This window comes from Streptomyces apricus, from assembly GCF_008369065.1.
GTDB lineage: Bacteria > Actinomycetota > Actinomycetes > Streptomycetales > Streptomycetaceae > Streptomyces > Streptomyces apricus.
On record NZ_VDFC01000040.1, the window covers coordinates 382,464 to 399,076 of the forward strand.

15 protein-coding genes and 1 pseudogene are annotated in these 16,613 nt (G+C 71.3%); 2 read left to right on the forward strand and 14 right to left on the reverse strand.

Translation table 11 applies throughout. From position 1 onward, the window contains the following. From FGF04_RS41055 to FGF04_RS14685, 8 genes and pseudogenes are all read right to left on the reverse strand, one after another. Nucleotides 1–430 (reverse strand): annotated as a pseudogene (locus FGF04_RS41055) (hypothetical protein); the annotation flags it as partial. Between the two features lies 1 nt (nt 431). Then, nucleotides 432–1,322: a DUF5936 domain-containing protein gene (locus FGF04_RS14660; RefSeq protein WP_149511740.1), complete on the reverse strand. Its 891-nt coding sequence runs from the start codon at nt 1,320–1,322 to the stop codon at nt 432–434. Nucleotides 1,323–1,359: 37 nt separating this feature from the next. Beyond that, nucleotides 1,360–2,298: a type II secretion system F family protein gene (locus tag FGF04_RS14665; protein ID WP_149511741.1), complete on the reverse strand. Its 939-nt coding sequence runs from the start codon at nt 2,296–2,298 to the stop codon at nt 1,360–1,362. Between the two features lie 133 nt (nt 2,299–2,431). Beyond that, nucleotides 2,432–3,772: a CpaF family protein gene (locus FGF04_RS14670; protein WP_149511742.1), complete on the reverse strand. Its 1,341-nt coding sequence runs from the start codon at nt 3,770–3,772 to the stop codon at nt 2,432–2,434. A 98-nt stretch (nt 3,773–3,870) separates the two neighbouring features. Next, entirely contained in the window at nt 3,871–4,017 is a 147-nt protein-coding gene (locus FGF04_RS40065) for a hypothetical protein (RefSeq protein WP_188114089.1), read from the reverse strand. Between the two features lie 31 nt (nt 4,018–4,048). Continuing rightward, nucleotides 4,049–5,668, reverse strand: a complete 1,620-nt coding sequence (locus FGF04_RS14675) for an AAA family ATPase (protein WP_149511743.1) — start codon at nt 5,666–5,668, stop codon at nt 4,049–4,051. Nucleotides 5,669–5,757: 89 nt separating this feature from the next. After that, on the reverse strand, nt 5,758–6,471 hold the full coding sequence (gene cpaB / locus FGF04_RS14680; RefSeq protein WP_149511744.1) for a Flp pilus assembly protein CpaB: 714 nt from the start codon (nt 6,469–6,471) through the stop codon (nt 5,758–5,760). 82 nt (nt 6,472–6,553) lie between these two features. Further along, complete coding sequence (locus tag FGF04_RS14685) at nt 6,554–7,441, reverse strand: hypothetical protein (RefSeq protein WP_235882334.1); 888 nt, start codon at nt 7,439–7,441, stop codon at nt 6,554–6,556. Nucleotides 7,442–7,812: 371 nt separating this feature from the next. On the opposite strand from FGF04_RS14685, the gene FGF04_RS14690 reads away from it, so the two are divergent. Further along, entirely contained in the window at nt 7,813–9,504 is a 1,692-nt protein-coding gene (locus tag FGF04_RS14690; protein ID WP_235882335.1) for a chitinase, read from the forward strand. Between the two features lie 52 nt (nt 9,505–9,556). Here FGF04_RS14690 and FGF04_RS14695 read toward each other — a convergent pair whose 3' ends face one another. Beyond that, complete coding sequence (locus FGF04_RS14695) at nt 9,557–10,912, reverse strand: Nramp family divalent metal transporter (protein WP_149511746.1); 1,356 nt, start codon at nt 10,910–10,912, stop codon at nt 9,557–9,559. Nucleotides 10,913–11,091: 179 nt separating this feature from the next. Between FGF04_RS14695 and FGF04_RS14700 the strand changes: the two genes are divergently transcribed. Beyond that, the gene (locus FGF04_RS14700; protein ID WP_149511747.1) at nt 11,092–12,438 is read left to right on the forward strand and encodes a M14 family metallopeptidase; all 1,347 of its coding nucleotides are present in this window, start codon (nt 11,092–11,094) and stop codon (nt 12,436–12,438) included. Between the two features lie 70 nt (nt 12,439–12,508). Here FGF04_RS14700 and FGF04_RS14705 read toward each other — a convergent pair whose 3' ends face one another. From FGF04_RS14705 to FGF04_RS41060, 5 genes are all read right to left on the reverse strand, one after another. Next, nucleotides 12,509–13,081 (reverse strand): hypothetical protein, encoded by a 573-nt coding sequence (locus FGF04_RS14705; RefSeq protein WP_149511748.1) that lies wholly within the window; start codon nt 13,079–13,081, stop codon nt 12,509–12,511. Nucleotides 13,082–13,147: 66 nt separating this feature from the next. Beyond that, on the reverse strand, nt 13,148–14,722 hold the full coding sequence (locus tag FGF04_RS14710; protein WP_149511749.1) for a GntP family permease: 1,575 nt from the start codon (nt 14,720–14,722) through the stop codon (nt 13,148–13,150). A 147-nt stretch (nt 14,723–14,869) separates the two neighbouring features. Continuing rightward, nucleotides 14,870–15,283: a RidA family protein gene (locus tag FGF04_RS14715; protein WP_149511750.1), complete on the reverse strand. Its 414-nt coding sequence runs from the start codon at nt 15,281–15,283 to the stop codon at nt 14,870–14,872. After that, nucleotides 15,280–16,044 carry an IclR family transcriptional regulator gene (locus FGF04_RS14720; RefSeq protein WP_149511751.1) on the reverse strand — a complete coding sequence of 255 codons (765 nt, stop codon included), beginning with the start codon at nt 16,042–16,044 and terminating at the stop codon, nt 15,280–15,282. The genes FGF04_RS14715 and FGF04_RS14720 overlap by 4 nt, the downstream gene beginning before the upstream one ends. Then, nucleotides 16,041–16,613: PfkB family carbohydrate kinase (locus tag FGF04_RS41060; protein WP_235882336.1), on the reverse strand; the 573-nt coding region annotated here is incomplete at its 5' end. The genes FGF04_RS14720 and FGF04_RS41060, both read right to left, overlap by 4 nt.

The window sequence follows — 16,613 nt, forward strand, 5'->3', positions numbered from 1 at the left end:
GGGCGAGGAGCCTCGGGGCGAACCTGTCCCAGTCCCTGAGCATGGCGTACGAGCCGGTCACCGCCAGGGCCGCGGCGGTGACGACCGCGTGGCGGGGCAGGCCGTCGGCCGCGTTGGCCGTGGCGAAGGGGGCGCCCAGGGCGATGAGGGTGAGGCGTACGGCGAATGCCTGGCGGCACAGCGCCTGGAGGGCGTTGAGTTGCAGGCGGACGCTGGGGGCTGCCGCGTCGTCCTGGAAGTAGCCGGTTGGGCGGGCTGCCCTGGCCCTGGCTCCCGCCCTGACCCCGGCCCTGGCCCCGGCGGGGAGGGGCGTTTTGAACCTGCGGGTGCGTCGTGGCTGGTCGCGCAGTTCCCCGCGCCCCTGAAGGGGCGCAGCCCCGCTCCGGCGGGGTGCGGCCCCGTGTCGTCCCGGGTTCCGGATGGCGGCCATCTCAGCGGCCCAGTACCGAGCCGAAGTTCGTGCCCGAGCCCAGGAACATTCCCGTGGCGATCAGGATCATCGTGGCCGGGAGCATGAAGACCAGCGTGACCATCGTCGCCTTGGGGATCGTCTTGGCGGCCCGGCGGCGGGAGTTCTGGGCGTCCGTGCGGCGCATGTCCGTGGCGAGCTGGATGAGGGTGTCCGCGATCGGGGAGCCCAGTTCCTCGCCCTGCTGCAGCGCCGAGACGAACTGCGCCACCTGCTCGGACGAGTTGCGCCTGCGCAGCTCGTCGAAGGCCTGGCGGCGGCTGACGCCCATGTCCATCTGGCGCAGGGTGATGCGCAGCTCGTCCGCCCACGGGCCCTCGTAGTGGTCCGCCACCCGTTCCAGGGCCTGGCGGAAGCCCAGCCCCGCCGACACCACGACCGCCAGGACGTCCAGGAAGTCGGGGAGGGTGCGGTCGATGACCTCCTTGCGGTCGCGGATCGCCTGCCAGATCAGCGCATCCGCGGCCAGCAGCCCGAACGCCAGGGCCATGACCGCGAACAGCAGCTGCCCGTTGGTCAGGAAGATCAGGAACAGCAGGACGCCGAAGACGCCGTACACCGCCCGGCGGGCCGCGTACCGGTTCAGGGTCAGGCCCCCGGGGTTGCCCGCCATGTCGATGCGGCGGCGCTTGGCGTTCACGCGGCGCGGGCCCATCAGACGCAGGACGAGCGGGGCGAAGCGCATGCCGAGGCGGTCCACGGCCGAGTCCGCCTTCGAGACGCGGGTCCCGCCCACCTCCAGGGCCAGAGCGAGGTCGCCGGGGAGCTTCGCCTCCGCGCGGTACATGCGCAGGCCGAGGAGGAAGCCCCCGACGGCCAGTCCCATCAGCGCGGCGAGCAGCAGAGCGATCATCCCGATCCCCTCCTCATGTCCTCATGTCCCCATGTCCTCATACTTCGATCTTGCCGAGGCGGCGGATGACGAAGAAACCGATCGTGTACAGGCCCATCGCGACGAGGACCAGGGTCTGGCCCAGCGGGGAGCCGGTCACCTTGGCCAGGGCGCCCTCGTTCGAGGAGTTGATGAGCAGGAGGGAGCCGAGGCCGAGGAGCGGGACCGTGAAGGCCGTCGCGTTGACCTCGGAGAGCATCGTGCGGACCTCGCGGCGGGTCTCCTTGCGGTCCTCCAGGGTCTTGGTGAGGTTGCGCAGGGAGTTGACGACCGTGCCGCCCGCCTTGTTGGACAGCACCAGGGTGGTCACCAGGACGACCAGCTCGCGCGACGGGAGCCGTTCGGCCAGCTCGCCCAGGGCGTCGTCGACCGAGCGGCCCAGGGTCAGCTGGTCCGCGACCCTGGCCAGCTCCTCCCCCGCCGGGGCCTCCAGCTCCTCCGCCGCCATCGCCAGCGCGGTGCGCAGGGCCAGGCCGGCCGCGGCCGCGTTGGCCAGCAGGCGGGCCACGTCCGGCAGCTGGTTGATGAACGCCTCGATGCGCTTCTGGCGCTGCCAGTTGAGGAAGATCGCCGCGCTCCAGACCCCGACCAGGCCCGCGATGGGGCCGAAGAACGGGGCGAGGGCGGCGGCCGCGATCAGCCAGAGCGCGACGACCACGGCGGCGCCGTACGTGAAGAACTCGCCCGCCGTGACGTCGAGGCCCGTCGCCGAGAGCCGCAGCTGGATCGTGCGGCCCAGCCGGGTGCGGCGCAGCCGGCGGTCGACGGCGGCGAAGCGGCGCGCCCGTCCGGTGGCGGCACGCAGGGGGCCACCGGAGAGGCGGTCGACCAGGGCCTGGCGCTGGGCGCGGCCGGACGCGTACGTGTGCACGCCCGCGACGGCGAGCGTGCCGCACAGGATCGTGGCGCCGAGGGCGAGCGGGACCCCGTTGTTCACGGCTCGCTCCTCTCCGGCGGAACCACGACGGCCGCGGCGCACGCAGGGACTGCGGTGGACGCGACGGTTGCGGCGCACACGGGGGCCGCGGCGCACGCGACGGCTGCGGCGCACGCGACGGCTGCGGTGGGGGTCATCCGATGGCCTGCCTGGTGTTCAGGACGTCGATCGCCTCCGCCACCCCGAACGCGGGCGGCAGCGGCTCGTTGGCGACGTACAGCTTCTCCGCGACGGCGCGCGGCAGCGGGAGGTGCTCGAAGTGGCCGTGGACGACCCGGTCGGGACCGGTGGGGCGCGGCACGAAGCGCGTCACGGGCACGATCCGGAACTGCTCGCGGCCGTGCGAGACCAGCAGCGCGATCTCGGTGACCTTGCGGGAGCCGTCGGCGTGCCGGGTGAGCTGGACGACGACGTCCACCGCGGAGTTGATCTGGTCCTTCAGCGCCTCGAACGGGATCTGCACCTCGGACATCGAGCCCAGCGTCTGGAGCCGCATCAGGGCGTCCTCGGCGGAGTTCGAGTGGACGGTGGCGAGGGAGCCGTCGTGGCCCGTCGACATGGCCTGGAGCATGTCGAGGGTCTCGCCGCCGCGGACCTCACCGACGATGATGCGGTCGGGGCGCATGCGCAGGGAGTTGCGGACCAGGTCGCGGATGGTGATCTGGCCCTTGCCCTCCACGTTCGGCGGGCGGGACTCCAGGCGGATCACGTGCTCCTGCTGGAGCTGGAGTTCCGCGGAGTCCTCGATGGTGATGATGCGCTCGTGGGACGGGACGAGTCCGGAGAGGGCGTTGAGGAGCGTGGTCTTGCCCGAGCCCGTACCGCCGCTGACGATGACGTTGAAGCGGGCGCGGACGAACGCCGCGAGCAGCATCAGCATCTGCTCGTCGAGCGAGCCGAGGCCGATCAGCTCCGGGAGCGTGTACGCGCGGGGGAAGCGGCGGATCGTGAGGGTCGGGCCGGTGAGGGCGAGCGGCGGGATGATGACGTTGACGCGCTCCCCGGTGGGCAGGCGGGCGTCGACCATCGGGTTCGACTCGTCCACGCGGCGGTTGACGGTGGAGACGATGCGCTCGATGGTCTGCATCAGCTGCTCGTTGGAGGCGAAGCGCAGCGGGAGCTGCTCCACGCGCCCGGCCCGCTCGACGAAGATCGAGTCCGGGCCGTTGACCATGATCTCGGTGATCGACGCGTCGGCGAGGAGGGGTTCCAGGACGCCGAGGCCCAGCGCCTCGTCGACCACCCGGCGGATCAGCTGGGAGCGTTCGGCGGACGACAGGACCGGGCCCTCGCGGCTGATGATGTGCCCGAGGACGCGTTCCAGGCGGATGCGGCGCTCGGCCGCCGCGAGGCTCGACATCTCCGCGAGGTCGATCTCCTCCAGCAGCTTGGCGCGGTAGACGGCGACGAGGTGTCCGTCCTCGCGGCCGGCTCCGCCCTCCTCGGGGGCGGCGATACGGGCACGCAGGCTCATGGGGTCGCCTCCTCTCGGTCAATCTCGGTCGATCTCGGTCGATCTTTTTCGATCTCGGTCGTTCGGTGGTCCGGTGAATCGGTGTTCCGGTGGGTCGGTCAGTCGTCGGTGGGCATCGTGGCGTGGCGTTCCACGGTCACGCTCGGCAGGATCGGGATGACGGCCGGGACCTGGAGGGTGACCGTCGCGGTGGTGAGGTCGGCGCCCTCGGCGGCCGACACGCTCGGGTCGAGCCAGCCGCTCACCGCCGCCGCAGACGCTGCGCGAGACGCTTCATCAGTCGTCCCCCTCCAGTGCGGCGCCGGCCGTGCCCTCGACCTTCCAGCCCGCGTCGAAGCCCGGGAAGAAGAGGGGCACGTCCGTCTTGACGGTGGCCTTCATGACCGATCCGGCGGGACCGCAGCTGATGTCGGCGCCGCTCCAGGCGCCCGGCAGGTGTTCCCCGCCCGCGGCGCTGCAGGCCCCCGCGACGTCGCCGTCCACCGCGTACGCCGCCGTCGCCGCCCGCGCCGCCTCGTCCGCCGCGTTCCCGGCCAGGGAGTACGAGTAGCCGTACAGCGCGCACTGCCACAGGATCGTCATCAGGACCAGCAGGATCGGGAACATCCCGGCGAATTCGAGCGTGACCGCGCCCCGGTCGCCGCCCCTGCGGCGCAGCGAGAGGGACCCCTTGTCGGAGGAGGACGTCTTCCGGCGCCGGCCGCCGCCCCCGCCCGCGGGCTGCTCGGCCACCAGGCCCAGCTCGCCCGCCAGCGCCCACAGGGCCTGCTTCACCGTCGAGCGGGCGTCCAGGTCCTGCATGCGGCCCGCGTCCACGACGGACTGGAGCTCCTTGAAGGCGGCCGGGACCGTGGTGCGGGCGATCTTGGTGCCGGTGACGCGTTCGACCAGGGACGGCTGGATCTCCGTACCGCGGGCGAAGCGGTTGACGACGGTGCGGGTCTCCTCGGCCTTGCGGATCTGCAGGCGGTCCCACATGCGGACCATGCGCTTGGCGGCGCGCACGGCGACGACGTCGGGGGTGACCAGGAGCAGGGCCTGGTCGGCGAGTTCGACGGCGGCGGCGTTCGCGGCGTTCAGCTGGGCGCCGCAGTCGACGACCACGACGTCGTAGCGGGAGCGCAGGGCGCCCAGGACCTGCCGGGCCACCCGGTCCGTGATCTCCTCACCCCGCTCGCCCTCGGCGGGGGCCAGGAGCAGGCCGAGCCCGGTGTCGTGGGTGTAGACGGCGTCCTGGAGCACGCGCGGGTTGATGTCGCTGATCGCGGCGAGGTCGGCGACCGAGCGGCGGAACTGCACGTCCAGGTAGGAGGCCACGTCGCCGGACTGGAGGTCCAGGTCGAGCAGGGCCACCGAGCGGCCCGAGGCCTGGGCGGCCAGCGCGAGCTGGACGGCCGTGACCGTCGCGCCGACGCCGCCCTTCGCGCCGGTCACCGTGACGAGCGTGCCGCCCGGTCCCGCGTACAGCTCGGGCGTGCCGTTGCCCAGGTGGCGCCGCATGCCGGTGGACCAGGCCGCGGCCGCCTGGACGCGTTCGGCGAGGGACTCGTAGCTCAGCGGGAGGCCGACGATGCCGCGCGCGCCGGAGTCCATGGCGGCGGTCAGCACGCCCGTGCTGGCGTCGGCGGTGACGAGGACGACGCCGACGGCCGGGAAGCGCAGGACCAGGTCGCGGATGACGTCGAGCGCGGGGACGGGGCCGACGCGCTCGTGGACGAGGACGACCTCGGGCAGTTCGTCGAGGGACTCCGCGGCCAGCCGGGCCAGGGTGTCGAGCAGGGCCGTGGTGTCGGCGACCGGCGGGGCCGGTTCGGCGTCGGGGAGCTGGCTCAGGAGCGTGCCGAGGGCGCGGGCCGAGTCGATGTCGCCGACGGCGGGCAGGATGCGGATGGTCATCGGCCTGTCCTCGCGGGGGACGACGGAAGGACGGGGGACAACCGGGACGACCGGGACGACTTCGTGAGGGCTGGGCGCATCACGGCCTCCTACTTGTCCTCGTCGAGGGTGTACGAGCGGTCGCCGGGGGCGACGGTGGCGTCGGCGCCCTCCGCGATGAGGGCGAGGCGCACGTGCTCGGCGAACGACTCGGCGTACGCGACGCGCTGGGCGTCGGCGGTGTCGAGGGCGAAGGTGATGGGGACGGCCTCGCTCGCGGTGCGGCGGCGGTCGTTGCTCGACTGGCCGGGGTCGAGGGCGGTCAGCTTGCCGACGTCGATGACGCGGGCGCTCTGCACGATGACCTTCGACTGGTCCTTGCCGTTGTCGCTCTCGTCCTTGAACGTGGCGTAGATGTTGACCCGGGAGCCCGGGTTGATCTTGCCCGCCACGCCGGTCGCCGCGTCGATCAGGATGGCGATCTCCTGCTGGCCGGCCTCCAGCGCGGGCCGGTCGACGATCATGTCCGTCTGGAGCAGCGAGCCCTTCTTCAGCTGCGTGACGGCGATCTTGCCGCGGACCTGGGAGAGGCTGGTGACCGCGGTGGAGGAGAGCCACCGCTCGGGCATCGTGACCTTCTCGAACTGGTCGGCCGTCAGCGTCCGGTAGGGCGCGATGTCGCTCTTGAGGCGGTACGCCGCGACCTCGGGGCCGACCTTCGAGTTCACGTCGCGGATCACCGACAGCACTCCGGCGAAGGCGCCGACGGCGCACAGGACCGAGAGGGCCAGCAGGATGACGCCGCGGCGCTGGCGCGAGTTCACAACATCTCACCTCGTGGGGGCGGAACCGGGTTCACAAGTCGTTCACGTGTGCGTACTGCTCGTGGTGCGTCACGCGTGTGGTTCAGGTGGCCCCGCGGGGCAGGGCGCGTACCGAGGATGCTGCCCGCCCGGCGGCCTTCGGAAGCCCGTTCGACGGCGGTGAGGGCGGTGACAGCGGCGCCGCGCAGAAACCGCAGCGGTCGCCGATGAGTTCGAGGCCGCACCAGTGGCACTGCTCGCGCCGCACGGACGACACCAGCTGGTACAGGACGGACACGTCGTGCAGGCCGGCGGCGAACTCGGCCACCTTGCCCGTGCCCCACCAGCGGGCCGACTCGGCGGGCAGCGGCACGGTCGCGACGCCCTGGACGCGCCAGGCGGGCGCGAGCGTCCCGGTGATCCAGTCGGCGGGCAGCGGCCCGGGGGCGACGAGCATCCGCGTCCCGAACTCGGGTCCGCTCAGGTCGCCCTGGCCGACGCGCACCAGCTGGGGGCGCGGGGTGGCCAGTACGGCGAACTGGGCGCCCGGCACCCACGACTTGGCGTGCGACCTGAGCGAGACCGGCACCCGGTCGAGCTTGGCGACCGAGGTCAGCAGGCCGCCCGCGTAGATGTAGTGGGCGAGCAGCCGCGCGGAGGAGGCGAGCACGCCGGGGCTGAAGTCGCAGACGGAGAGCTGGCGCAGCTGCTGGGCGAGCAGGGCGAGACCGAGCGGGGGCAGGTCGAGGCCGAGCACCGCGATGCGGTCGCTCTCCAGCACGGAGCGCACGGCGTGCAGCCGGCGCCTGACGCCGGCCGGCGCGGAGGCCGGGTAGAGCGCGATCACGTACCCGTGCTGCTCGACCAGCGCGTGCATGCCGGTGGTCGAGCTCTCCAGGGTGTCGAGGGGCTGGACGACGGCGGGCGGCGTCTGCCGGTCGTGCGGTGGGAGCACCAGGTCGGAACTGGTGACGGCTATCGCGGTCGGCACGCTGCACACCACCCCGTTCACCGGCACGGGGTGGTCAACCGCCGTCCCGGATCGCCCCTGATCTCGCCATGAATGCCTCACAGGAGGACACACCTTGCCACTGTGGCGTCCTTCCGCAACTGCACCTTATCCACGGTGCGCGCCGCCCAACACCGGATCCCCGGGATCGATTCACGCGGGGTGCGCACATGATCCACGCAGAGTGAGCCGCATATGCCCCAACTCCGGGCTCCGGCATGTGCGTTGAGCTCGCCAAAGGTCTTGACAACCTGATTGGTCTGGACCAGTTTGGTGAGGCGACGGTGGCCACCGTGCTCGTCCCCTCACCCCACACTCCCCCACCGGAGGCCCCAGTGGACCGCGTACCAGGCATGCCCAGACGCAGACGGACGTGGGCCGGCGCCCTCGCCGCCGTACTCGCCGCGTCCGCCCTCTCCCTGGCCGGCGCCGGCCAGGCCGCGGCCGCGGACGTCAACAACACGAAGAACGCCGGCTTCGAGTCGGGGCTCTCCAACTGGACCTGTTCCGCGGGCAGCGGCGCCACCGTCTCCTCCCCCGTGCACGGCGGCGCGTCCGCGCTGCGGGCCACACCGGCCGGGCAGGACAACGCCCGCTGCAGCCAGACCGTCGCGGTCAAGCCCAACTCCAGCTACTCGCTCAGCGCGTGGGTGCAGGGCGGCTACGCCTACCTCGGCGCGAGCGGCACCGGCACGACCGACGTGTCGACGTGGACCCCGGACTCCTCCTCCTGGAAGCAGCTGACGACGTCCTTCACGACGGGCGCGAACACGACGTCCGTCACCGTCTACACCCACGGCTGGTACGGGCAGGCGGCCTACTTCGCCGACGACGTGTCCGTGTTCGGGCCCGACGGGGGCGGCACCGGCGGCGACCCCGACCCGGTGGTCCCCGCGACCCCGGCCGGCCTGAACGTGGCCTCCACCACCTCGTCCTCGGTCTCGCTGGCCTGGAACGCGGTGTCGGGCGCGAGCGGCTACAACGTCTACCGCAGCGGTACGAAGGTCGCGGCGGTGACCGGCACCTCGGCGACCGTCACCGGCCTGGCCGCGTCCACCTCGTACTCCTTCCAGGTCACCGCGACCAACACGGCGGGCGAGTCGGCGAGGTCCACGGCGGTCACCGGGACGACCAAGGCGTCCTCCGGCAACACGGGCAACCTGCCCAAGCACGCGGTGACGGGCTACTGGCAGAACTTCAACAACGGCGCGACGGTCCAGAAGATCTCCGACGTCCCGTCCCAGTACGACATCATCGCGGTGTCCTTCGCCGACGCCACGGCGACGCCGGGCGCCGTGACCTTCACCCTCGACTCGGCCGGGCTGAACGGCTACACCGTCGACCAGTTCAAGGCCGACGTGAGGGCCAAGCAGGCCGCGGGCAAGAAGGTCATCATCTCGATCGGCGGCGAGCGCGGCACGGTGTCGGTCAACGACGCGGCCTCGGCGGCGAACTTCGCGAACTCCGTGTACTCCCTGATGCAGACGTACGGGTTCGACGGCGTCGACATCGACCTGGAGAACGGCCTCAACGCCACCTACATGACGCAGGCGCTGCGGTCCCTGTCCTCGAAGGCGGGCTCCTCGCTGATCATCACGATGGCGCCGCAGACGATCGACATGCAGTCCACGTCGAACACGTACTTCCAGACGGCCCTGAACATCAAGGACATCCTGACGGTCGTCAACATGCAGTACTACAACAGCGGTTCGATGCTCGGCTGCGACGGCAAGGTGTACTCGCAGGGCTCGGTGGACTTCCTGACCGCCCTCGCCTGCATCCAGCTGGAGGGCGGCCTCGCCCCGTCCCAGGTGGGCCTCGGCGTCCCGGCCTCGACGCGCGGCGCGGGCAGCGGCTACGTCGCCCCGTCGGTCGTGAACAACGCCCTCGACTGCCTCGCCAAGGGCACCAACTGCGGCTCCTTCAAGCCCTCCAGGACCTACCCGGACCTGCGCGGCGCGATGACCTGGTCGACGAACTGGGACGCCACGGCGGGCAACGCGTGGTCGAACGCGGTCGGCCCGCACGTGCACGCGCTGCCGTAGGGCACCGCGGCACCCCCTGAGCAGACCGGCCCCGGTCGGGACGGAGGCGGCGTCAGAAGAACTCCGACCAGGGCTGGTCCCAGATCTGCTTCACGCACAGGACCACGAAGAGCAGGCCCGCGATCGTCAGCATGGCGTTGCTCAGGAGGCCGTTGCGCCATTCGGGCGGGGTGCGGGAGGAGTTGAGGAGCCAGACCAGGGTGAGGGCCAGGAAGGGGAGGAAGGCCGCGCCCAGGACCCCGTACAGGATGATCAGGCGGAAGGGCTGGCCCTCGAAGAGCAGGACCATGGGCGGGAAGGTCAGCCACAGGAGGTAGGCGCGGAAGGGCCAGGACCGCTCGTGGGTGCCGGACGCCACCTCCTCGCCCGAGGCGACGGCGGTGTCCGTCGTGCCGGACGCGGCCGCCCGGTCGCGGCGGAAGCGCTCCACGAAGTCCGCGAACATCAGGCTCACGCCGTGCCAGACGCCGATGAGCGAGGTGAAGGACGTGGCGAAGAAGCCGATGAGGAAGAACTTGGCGGTCGCCGTGCCGTACTCCTCCTCCAGGATGTCACCGAGCTGGATCAGGCCCTTGTCGCCGCTCGCGATGGCCACGCTGGAGGAGTGCAGGAGCTCCGCGCCCACGAACAGCATGGCGATGACGAAGATGCCGGTGGTGATGTAGGCGACGCGGTTGTCCAGCCGCATCACCTTCATCCATCCGGTGTCGGTCCAGCCCTTCGCGTTGACCCAGTAGCCGTACGCGGCGAGCGTGATCGTGCCGCCGACGCCGCCGATCAGGCCGAGCGTGTTGAGGACCGAGTCCTTCTCGTCGGGCAGCACCGGCAGCAGGCCCGCGAACGCCTCCCCCAGGTTCGGGGTGACGCGGACCGCCAGGTAGACCGTGACGACGAACATGACGCCCACCAGGACCGTCATGACCTTCTCGAACACCGCGTACTTGTTGAACCAGACGAAGACCAGACCGACCAGGCCGGTCAGGATCGCCCACCACTTGAGGTCCATCACGTCCGGGAACAGGGCCTGCAGGGGCAGGCCCGAGGAGGACATGGCGGCCGCCCCGTAGACGAAGCCCCAGATCACGACGTACGCGACGAAGAACCACGACGTCCAGCGGCCCAGGCTCGCCCAGCCGTCGAAGAGCGTGCGGCCGGTGGACAGGTGCCAGCGGCCCGCGGCCTCGGCGAGGGAGATCTTGACGAGGCAGCCGATGACGGCGGCCCACAGCAGGGTGTAGCCGAAGTTCGAGCCCGCGATGAGGGTGGCGACGAGGTCGCCCGCGCCCACCCCGGTCGCGGCGACCACGATGCCGGGGCCGATGTACTTCCAACTGGACTTCCGGGGGCCCGGTCCCGTCGTGCTTCCCGAGCTGCCCTTGGTGTCCGCGTGTCCCGAGGTGTCCGCCATGCCGATCAAGAAAGCGTAAAGAGATGCCCGGCACAAGAGGGCGTGCACCGATCGGCACCCGATCCACCCTTGACCAGAACATGCCAGGGCCCCACGATGAGCGCCACACCGCACAGCTCCCTGCTCCAATCCCCACATTTCCGGTGATCCCGGATTTCATGGAGAAAACAGGAGACAACATGCGACTTCGTGACAAGAACGGCAGACGCGGCCGCCGCTCCGCCGCCCTCGCCACCCTCCTCGTCTTGGCGCTCGCGGCCCCCGTCGCCGCCACGACCAGCGCGAGCGGCGCCTCCGGAAAGGCTCCCGTCTCGGACGCGGACGAGATCCGCCAGTACGAGATCCACCTGCACGGCAGCACCTCGGCCACCCGCACCGCGATCGCGCGGACCGGGGTGTCGATCGACGAGGCCGACGAGGAGACCGTCGTCGTCTCGGGCCGCGCGTCCCAGGCGAAGGAACTGCGGCGGCTGGGGTACGAGGTCAGCTCCCTCGGCGCCGCCCCCGACCGGTCGAGCGCCGCGGACGCCGGCATCCTCGACTTCCCCTCCGCCGACTCGCGTTACCACAACTACGCCGAGATGAACACGGAGATCGACCAGCGCCTGGCCGCCTACCCGTCCATCATGAGCAAGCGCGTGATCGGGAAGTCCTACCAGGGCCGGGACATCGTCGCCGTCAAGATCAGCGACAACGTGGCGACCGACGAGTCCGAGCCCGAGGTCCTGTTCACCCACCACCAGCACGCGCGCGAGCACCTCACCGTGGAGATGGCGCTCTACCTGCTGCGCGAGCTGGGCGCCGGGTACGGCTCCGACAGCCGGATCACCAACATGGTGAACAACCGCGAGATCTGGATCGTCCCGGACCTCAACCCGGACGGCGGCGAGTACGACATCGCGACCGGCGCGTACCGCTCGTGGCGCAAGAACCGCCAGCCCAACAGCGGCAGTTCGGCCGTCGGCACCGACCTCAACCGCAACTGGAACTATCGCTGGGGCTGCTGCGGCGGCTCGTCCGGTTCCACGTCCTCCGAGACCTACCGGGGGCCGGCCGCCGAGTCGGCGCCCGAGGTGAAGGTCGTCGCCGACTTCGTGCGCAGCCGGGTCGTCGGCGGCAAGCAGCAGATCAGGGCGGGCATCGACTTCCACACGTACAGCGAGCTGGTGCTGTGGCCCTTCGGGTACACCACCGCGGACACCACGACCGGGATGACGGCGGACGACCGCAACGCCTTCGCCGCGGTCGGGCAGAAGATGGCGGCCAGCAACGGCTACACGCCGGAGCAGTCGAGCGACCTCTACATCACCGACGGGTCGATCGACGACTACCTGTGGGGCAGCCAGAAGATCTTCGGCTACACCTTCGAGATGTATCCGTCGTCCAGCGGCGGGGGCGGGTTCTACCCGCCCGACGAGGTGATCGAGCGGGAGACCTCGCGCAACCGGGACGCGGTGCTGCAGTTGCTGGAGAACTCCGACTGCATGTACCGGTCCATCGGCAAGGAGGCCCAGTACTGCAGTTGAGGGTGACCGGCTTGAGGTGAGTGGGGAACTGCGCGTCCGTCGTGGCCGGGCGCGCAGTTCCCCGCGCCCCTTACGGGGCGCTCTCCTCAGCCTCTTCCGCTTCTTCGAAGTAGGTGTCCAGGACCTTGTCCAGGTCCGCCTCCCACTCCTTGAAGTCGGAGCGGGACTTCGCCTCGATCTCCAGGGGGTACCAGCGGCGGTCGGGCGTGTGCACCGTGAGGGTGAAACGCTTCCCGAAGCGCGGGGACTCCGTCTCGACGGCGCCGATCTCGTCCCAGCGGAACTCGGCCTCCTGGTCGTCCAGGCGCAGCCGTACGCCGCTGTGGTCGGCGACGACCTTCGCGCGGCGGTCGGAGGCCTCGAAGACCGGCCCGCCGTCCGGGGCCGGAGCCGCTGCCTCGGCCTCGTCGGTCTCTTCGACCGCCTCGGGCCCCTCGTCCGGGGCGTCCTCGGCGGAGGGTTCCTGTTCCTCCTTCGTCGCCGGGTCGTCGGACGCCGTCTCCTCGGAGACGGCGTCCTCGGGCTCCCGTGGCTTCGCGGCGTCGGGCTCGGCGGGGCGCGGGCCCGTGATGCCGGGCACGAACGCCGGGTCGGCCGCGGCGCCTTGCAGGGGCGGGATGCTGGGTCCTATGCGCTGCTCCACAGCGGGCAGTATGGTCGACGACCCTGTGTCAGGAACAGCCGGGTTCCGCTTCGTCCCGCCACATCGTTATATGAAGACGCTCAGCGCCGCGGCCACCGCGAAGCCCGCCACCGACAGCACCGTCTCCAGGACCGTCCAGGACTTGAGCGTGTCCCGCTCGGAGATGCCGAAGTACTTGGCGACGATCCAGAAGCCGCCGTCGTTGACGTGCGAGGCGAAGATGGAGCCGGCCGAGATCGCCATGATGATCAGCGCCAGGTGGGCCTGGGAGAGGTCCTGGCCCTCGACCAGCGGGACGACGATGCCGGCGGTGGTGACGATGGCCACCGTCGCCGAGCCCTGCGCCACCCGCAGCACCACCGAGATCAGCCAGGCCAGCACGATGACCGGCAGGCCGACGTCGTTGAAGGTGTCGGCGAGCGCGTCGGCGATGCCCGAGCCCTTCAGGACGGCGCCGAAGACCCCGCCCGCGCCGACCACCAGCAGGATGTTGCCGACCGGCTTCAGCGACGAGGTGGAGACCGTCTCCAGGGACTGGCGGGACCAGCCGCGCCGGATGCCCAGCAGGTAGTAGGCCATCAGCAGGGCGATCGTCAGCGCGACGAAGGGGTGCCCGAAGAACTCGACGACCGAGCGGAAGGTCGAGGGGTCCAGCGCGATCGAGGAGAAGGTCGCGGCGAGGATCAGCAGCAGGGGCGTACCGATGATGAGGAAGACGGTGGCGAGGGGGACGGGCTGCTCCGCGTAGTCCTCGGGGCCGACGGTCGCGACGGTGCCGGTGCCTGTGCCTGTGCCCTTAGCGGTACCGGTGTCGGCGCCTGCGGAGCCCGTCGAGCGGGCGGCGGCGCGGCGGGCGGCGCGCTCCTCGGCGACCGCGGCCTTCGCCTCGTCCGCCGCCTCCAGCATGTCCTGCGGTACGGGGACGAAGAGGCGCTTGCCGATCCAGGCCGCGTACGCCCAGGCGGCGAGCACGGCCGGGATGCCGACGACGATGCCCATCAGGATGACCCAGCCGAGGTCGACCTTGAAGAGTCCGGCGGCGGCGACCGGGCCGGGGTGCGGCGGCAGGAACGCGTGGGTCATCGACAGGCCCGCGAGCAGCGGCATGCAGTAGAGCAGGATCGACTTGCCCGAGCGCTTGGCGGCGGCGTACACGATCGGCGCGAGGACGAAGATGCCGACGTCGAAGAAGACCGGGATGCCGAAGATCAGGCCGGTGAGGCCCATGGCGAGCGGGGCGCGCTTCTCGCCGAAGAGGTTGAGCAGGCGGGCCGAGAGGGCTTCGGCGCCGCCCGACACCTCCAGGATCGCGCCGAGCATCGTGCCCAGGCCGATGATGATCGCGACGTGGCCGAGGATGCCGCCCATGCCGGACTCGATCATCGAGACCGAGGCCGATCTCTGGACGGTGCCGAAGAGTTCGGTGACGGAGAGGCCGGCCGAGAGGCCGACGGCTATGGAGACGGCCAGCAGGGCGACGAACGGCTGGAGCCTGACCTTGATGATCAGGACCAGCAGAAGGACGATGCCGAGGGCCGCGACGGTGAGCAGGCCGGCGGTGCCGTCCAGGAGGAGGAGCAGGCCTCCTGTGTGGGGTGGGGTCTCGGGGGCCGGTGGTGCGGCTGCGAGGAGGGATGACATGGGGAGGTCCTCTTTCTGGGTGCTTCACACGGGGCATGGTGTTTTTAGGCAGGGGGTATCGCCGTACGTGCGGATGAGCGCCGGGCGCGGGCCGGTGGGGGTTGCTCGCGCAGTTCCCCGCGCCCCTGAAGGGGCGCGGGGTGAAGCTCAGTCGCTCAGGACCGCCAGTGCGTCGATCTCGATCAGGAGGCCTGCCGGGAGGCCGACGTAGACCGTCGTGCGGGCCGCGGGGGGCGCGGTCAGGCCCTGCTCCTCGAAGTACGCGTTGTAGAGCGCGTTCATCTCGGCGAAGTGGTCCACGTCGGTGAGGTAGACGCGGATCATCATCGCGTCGTCCCAGGACGCGCCGCCCTCTTCGAGGATGGCCTTGACGTTGGCCAGGGTCTGGAGGGTCTGCTCGCGCAGGGTGGGGCCGGCGGGCGTCGGCGGCTGTCCCTCCACGGCGGACAGGRAGCCGACCTGGCCCGCGACCTGGAGGATGTTGCCCTTCCTGACGCCGTGGGAGAACTTGGCGGGCGGGGTCGTGTGGGTCTTCGGGGTGAGGGCGGTCTTCTCGGTCATGAGCTGTTTTCCTTCGTAGGGGTCCTGCCTGAGTACTCGCCGCTGATGGCGTCCGCGGTACGGCGCACCAGCGGGAGCAGGGTGAGGAGTTCGTCCGCGGTGACGACCACGTTCGGGGCCGAGACGGACATCGCGGCGACGACGCGTCCGTCGGTGCCCCGCACGGGCGCGGCGACGCAGTTGATGGACTCCTCGTGGCCACCGAGGTCGGTGGCCCAGCCCTGTTCGCGGACCTTGTCCAGCTCCCGCAGGAAGGCGGGGGCGCTGGGGGTCGAACGGGACGTGTACATGGGGTAGTCGAGCTTCTCCGCGAGGGCGCGGCGCTCGGGCTCCGGCAGGTCGGCCAGGAGCAGTTTCGCCACGGCGGCGACCGTGATCGCGACGGGCTTGCCGATCCGCGAGTACATGCGCACCGGGTAGCGGCTCTCCACCTTGTCGATGTAGAGCACCTCGCCGTCCTCGTGCACGGCGAGGTGCACGGTGTGGCCGCAGCTCTCGTTGAGGCGTACGAGGTGGGGGTGGGCGATCTCGCGGACGTCCAGGTTCTCCACGGCCTCCTGCGCGAGCGCGAAGAGGCGGGCGCCCAGGCGGTAGCGCTGGTCGGACTGGCGGTAGACCAGGCCGTGTTCGTGCAGGGTGCGCAGCAGGCGCAGGGCGGTCGACTTGTGGACGTCGAGCCGGTCGGCGACCTGCCCTAGGTCGGCGGGGCCCTCGGCGAGCAGCGGCAGGATGCTCAGCGCGCGGTCGACGGTCTGGCTCATGGGACGGTTACCTCCTCCTCGGCCCGGTCTGCGGTGTTCGTCCAGCCGGGGCCGAGTCGAAGTGTCCCCCACGCCTCGCCGTCCAGGGCGGCGAGGCGGTCGGCGTGGTCGCGGGAGGGGGGCACGGCCAGGTCGCCGGGGACGGTGAGGGCGGCGGCGGCCATGAGGTGGCCGTGGCGCAGGCGCTGCTCGGGCGGGAGTCCGCGGAGGGTCGCCGACAGGAAGCCGGCGGCGAAGGCGTCGCCGGCGCCCACGGGGGCGACCACGTCCACGGCGAGCGCCGGCACGTGGGTGACCGTGTCGGAGTGCGGGTGCGTCGTGGTCCCGCCTGTGCGCGGAGGGTCGTGCGGGTGCCGGTCGGCGGGGGCCGGCGCCTCGAACAGCGTCGCGCCCTCGCTGCCGTTCTTCACCACCAGCGTGCGGGGTTCCGGGAGGGCCTCGCGGACGGCCTGCGGGCCGCCCGTGATGCCCCAGGCCGCCTCCGCCTCGTCCTCGCCGACGAAGACCAGGTCCGCGGCGCGGGCCAGGGCGAGGAGGATGGTGCCCGCCGTGGCGGGGTCGGGCCACAG